Genomic DNA, 3918 nt, shown 5'->3' with positions numbered 1-3918 from the left:
CTGTCCGCCGGCTTGAAGATCCCCTCGCTCAGCGAGTGCAGGCATTCCACTCCGAGTTCCGGATGTTCTGCCCCCGTCCGCCGCATAAACTCCGCCCCCACCTCGGTCCCAAAGTACCGGGCCAGCCTCAGAAACAACCGCGCGCGCTCGTCGGGAGTCATGCTCCCTATTGAAAACCCACTCCGGCCTCTTTGCAAGCGGAATGCGTCGACCCGATCGGGTCTGGCGGGCTAATCACGGATGGTCTTCAGGGAGCGAACTTCCACCACGTCGCGCACCCATTTCAATCAAGGCGGGAGTTTCCTGCCGGAGTCCGGAGCTTATGGTGTGGGGAAATTGTGCTATGATTGCCACCAATCGACTAGTGCGCCCTTAAGCTCGATTGCGAGAGGTGAGGCTGGATGAGATTATGGCGAACGTTGCTCGGCAAACCGGAACGGGATGACTTTGCCCGGATCGCGATCAGAACCCTGCAACAACTCGGCGAACACAAGCCCATCTCATACGATCCCGCAGATTTCAAATTGATCATCGGTGAAGGGCCGGGGCTGCAGTTCTTCCTGGATAATGTCTACAAGGACTATCTGGACGCACCCCGCCGGCGGCGCCGAGAAGTCATCGGGAACTACGCCCGTTGTTTTGCACCGGGGAGTGCTGAACCTCCCGCTTCCCTCGAAGATGCGCTTCCTGATATCCTGCCTGCGGTCCGTTCCCGGGCATACTTCGAGTTGTCCGATCTGCGCTTCACATTAGCTGGCGGAGAACGCCTGACCCTTCCCTATCAACAGATCGGCAGTGACCTGGCCGTTGGGCTTTGTTATGACCAGCCGGATGCACTTTCGTATCTCAATCGCTCCAGCCTCGAAAATTGGCACATCTCATTTGCAGAACTGCTGACCAAAGCCATGGATAATCTGTGGCAAAAAACCACGAATCGATTTGAGACACCCTTTCCTGGCGTCTTCGTTTTGTGCCACCATGACACCTTCGACGCTTCCAGGGTTCTGTTCTGGGAGATCATTGTCCAGGCCGATGTCAAAGGAACGCCGGTGGTGGCCGTGCCGGATCGGGATACCCTGATCATCACCGGATCGGAAGATCAGGACGGACTGGGCTACATGGCGTCCGTTTGCGAAGGCGCGCTCAAAAACTCCCGCCTGGTGAGCACTCAACCTTTAATTTTGGAAAACAAGACTTGGACCGGGTTGAAGCTGGCGGAAAATCATCCCTCCTATTCTAAATTTCGGATGTGTGAAGTTCGCGAACGGATCATCGATTACACCGAACAGAAGCGGCTTCTGGAAGAGTTGTATCAGAAGATGGGCGAGGACGTTTACGTCGCCAGTTACGTCGCCAGCGAAAACACGGAGACCGGGAAGATCCGATCGCACTGTGTCTGGGGCAAGGGCATCGTTTCAGATCTGCCGCGCACCGATCGAATATTTTTCATGGAAAACGAAAAAATGATTCTCGGCTGGTGCCCATGGGCGGAGGCGGTTGCGGCCTTCGGCGAACTCATGGCGAAACGCGTCGATTTCCCTGAACGCTTCCGGGTGGTGTCATTCCCGTCTCCTGAACAGCTCGCGCGGGTGCGGTTGGAACAGTTGAAATAGATGAGAGTTGACCTGATTGAGGGCAGAGTGGGCGCGCGGCCTGTATCTCCTTCGACCGAGGGCTTGTCCATGCTCCATGGAGGTTTTCATGGCTGACGTTCCGCCCGACTCGTCTTCAGCAGATCCACTTCCGTTGTTCATCGATCAGGACCAGCATCCCACACCAGCATCGGGTGATCCGCAACTGATCTCCGCCATCGGTGATCACATCGAGCGGTTTATCGGACCGATTGCGATGGTGTATCACGAAATCCTTTCCGGCCTCGTTCATCTCGATGTCTACCATGTGGCGCCGACCAATGAACGCCCTTGCCACTTCTTGATCACTTCGGGAATGAGCGAACGCCCGATGTCGGCACCGCCGCAGGCGCAACATTGCCGTTTTGCTGAGCTGTTCATCGCCCTGCCCGCATCTTGGCCAATGGACAAGGCCTCCTGGCAGAGGTCGGAATGGTTCTGGCCAATCCGCGAACTCAAATCCCATGCGCTGTACCCTCACACAAAGGACGTGTGGCTGTGGTACGGACATACAATTCAGACCAGCGAGGGAGAACCCTACGACTCCTCAATCCGCTTCAACGCCGTGGCTCTCGGTCCCAGCTACCTGATCGACACCGGTTTTTCCCACCTCCAAGTCGCTCCGGACCGAGAGATTGCATTTTTCGGCCTTTTCTTCTTATTTCCTGAGGAACTTCGGTACAAATTACGCCGCGGCTCCGATGCACTGTTCGGCCGACTTGAAAAGCACGGGATCACCGAAGTCATGGACCCGAGTCGTCGCAACAGTTGCCGCCATTGGTGGCAGCCAAGATAGGAGCGGGCATGACAGGTCGTGGAGCTGAATAGAGGAAAACCCCCGCCGTTTCGCCGTTCCGCCGGCTCGCCGGTTCGCCCCCTCGCCCATCAACCATCAACAATCACCCATCAACTCGTCGATGACCTGGCGGTGCTGGGCCAGCCACGCACGCAGCCGCCGGGCGGCGGCGAGGCCGGCTTCGACGGCGGGCTGCTGCGCGTCCATGCCCCGCGCCGCGTCCACGGCCGGGACGGCGATGCGCACCGCCACCGATTTCCCCGCCCGAGCCAGCGCCATGCCCGGCTTCAACAGCGGCTCGATGACTCGCTGCAGCTCCGGCACCCGGGCCGCGCCCCCCGTGAACTGCAAGTCCACCTTGCCATGCCGCAGCTTGTGGACGAGTTTCGCTCCCTTCGGCAGACCCACGGGATGGAAGTGCACGAAGCCGGCGGCCGCCGGCTTCTTCTCCGGACGGTCCATGTGCAGCTCGAACGCGCGGGCCTGGGCGATCTCCCAGTACTGCTGCCAGAAAGCGGTCACCGGCTCGTCGGGAACCGGGCGGTACCCTTCCTCCGCCTTGCGGATGGCCCCGTCCAGCAGCGCCAGCTTGTGCGCCCGCCGGGCGCCCAGCCTTGGCGCCTGCCGAAACCACTCTCGCATCGCCTCATAGGTGACCACGGCGTCGAAGCCGTGAAGGAGAGGCGCGTCGCGCCGCGACGCGCACCGACCGGACGCACCCGGCCGCACTTTTCGCCGCGTCGCATTCTTGCCGGACGCGCGAGACGCCGCGGCGGGCATGACCCACAGCTCCTCCCCGTGCTCCGGCCATCCCAGATACACCTTCGGCGCCAGCAGGACGGTCACCCAGCGGTCGCACTCGCCGTTATGGAGGTACGCGTCGCCGCGCTGGCGATACCGCTCGGCCTGCTGCGGCTGGAACGCGGCGTCCAGCTTGTTCTCAAACAAAATCCGGATTCGCCGCGGCTGGTCGCGATGTGACTGACCGCCCAGCTCGAATTCCAGCTCCAGGTCCGACTCGCCGCTCGGCTGATCCACCGAATGCCGCGCGCGGACAAATCGCGCCTCGGCGAGATCCTCCCCCAGCGCCACCCCGGCCAGCCAGCGCCAAAAGCCGTCGCCGGCAATAAACTCTTCCAACAGCAGCAGGTCGATGTCCCGCTCGCACACGCCGGCGATGTTCAGATCGGTGACCCTAGGACGTTTCATCGGTACCCGTTCTCTTCACAACCGCAGTTCAAACGTGCTGCCGCCCAGGGGGACGAGCTGGAAGCGGTGCGGCTGCCCCTTGGGCCAGGTGGTGACTTCCATGAGGGATCCTCCTTGGGGAGAAACTCCTGACTGGAGCACTCCACCGAGAAACAATCGCCCAGACGATACTCTTTCTGGTCCTTCCGATCAACACCCAGACGCAGCGGGTGGCTGCCTGACCTGCCAGATCAGGGTGAAGCCGTAGCGGTACCCCGCGTAACCCACGCACGTGAAGCGGCG

At 60.8% G+C, this 3918-nt stretch carries 3 protein-coding genes; 2 read left to right on the top strand and 1 reads right to left on the bottom strand.

Going from position 1 to position 3918, the window contains the following annotated elements; all coding sequences use genetic code 11:
- Nucleotides 1-401 precede the first annotated feature (401 nt).
- Both KA248_15685 and KA248_15680 read left to right on the top strand, forming a co-directional pair.
- Nucleotides 402-1613 carry a hypothetical protein gene (locus KA248_15685; GenBank protein MBP7831349.1) on the top strand — a complete coding sequence of 404 codons (1212 nt, stop codon included), beginning with the start codon at nucleotides 402-404 and terminating at the stop codon, nucleotides 1611-1613.
- 88 nt (nucleotides 1614-1701) lie between these two features.
- Nucleotides 1702-2427 carry a suppressor of fused domain protein gene (locus KA248_15680; GenBank protein ID MBP7831348.1) on the top strand — a complete coding sequence of 242 codons (726 nt, stop codon included), beginning with the start codon at nucleotides 1702-1704 and terminating at the stop codon, nucleotides 2425-2427.
- 96 nt (nucleotides 2428-2523) lie between these two features.
- Here the strand turns inward: KA248_15680 and KA248_15675 are convergent, their stop codons facing one another.
- The gene (locus tag KA248_15675; protein ID MBP7831347.1) at nucleotides 2524-3636 is read right to left on the bottom strand and encodes a hypothetical protein; all 1113 of its coding nucleotides are present in this window, start codon (nucleotides 3634-3636) and stop codon (nucleotides 2524-2526) included.
- Nucleotides 3637-3918 lie beyond the last annotated feature (282 nt).

It is taken from the genome of Kiritimatiellia bacterium, from assembly GCA_018001225.1.
Lineage (GTDB): Bacteria > Verrucomicrobiota > Kiritimatiellia > CAIQIC01 > JAGNIJ01 > JAGNIJ01.
The sequence above is the reverse complement of the archived record's forward strand: the minus strand, read 5'-3'. Positions and strand labels throughout refer to the sequence as shown.

Bases quoted from the DNA above. Each gene is read 5' to 3' on its own strand.
- KA248_15685 (MBP7831349.1), top strand. From the start codon at position 402: ATGAGATTATGGCGAACGTTGCTCGGCAAACCGGAACGGGATGACTTT.
- KA248_15680 (MBP7831348.1), top strand. From the start codon at position 1,702: ATGGCTGACGTTCCGCCCGACTCGTCTTCAGCAGATCCACTTCCGTTG.
- KA248_15675 (MBP7831347.1), bottom strand. From the start codon at position 3,636: ATGAAACGTCCTAGGGTCACCGATCTGAACATCGCCGGCGTGTGCGAG.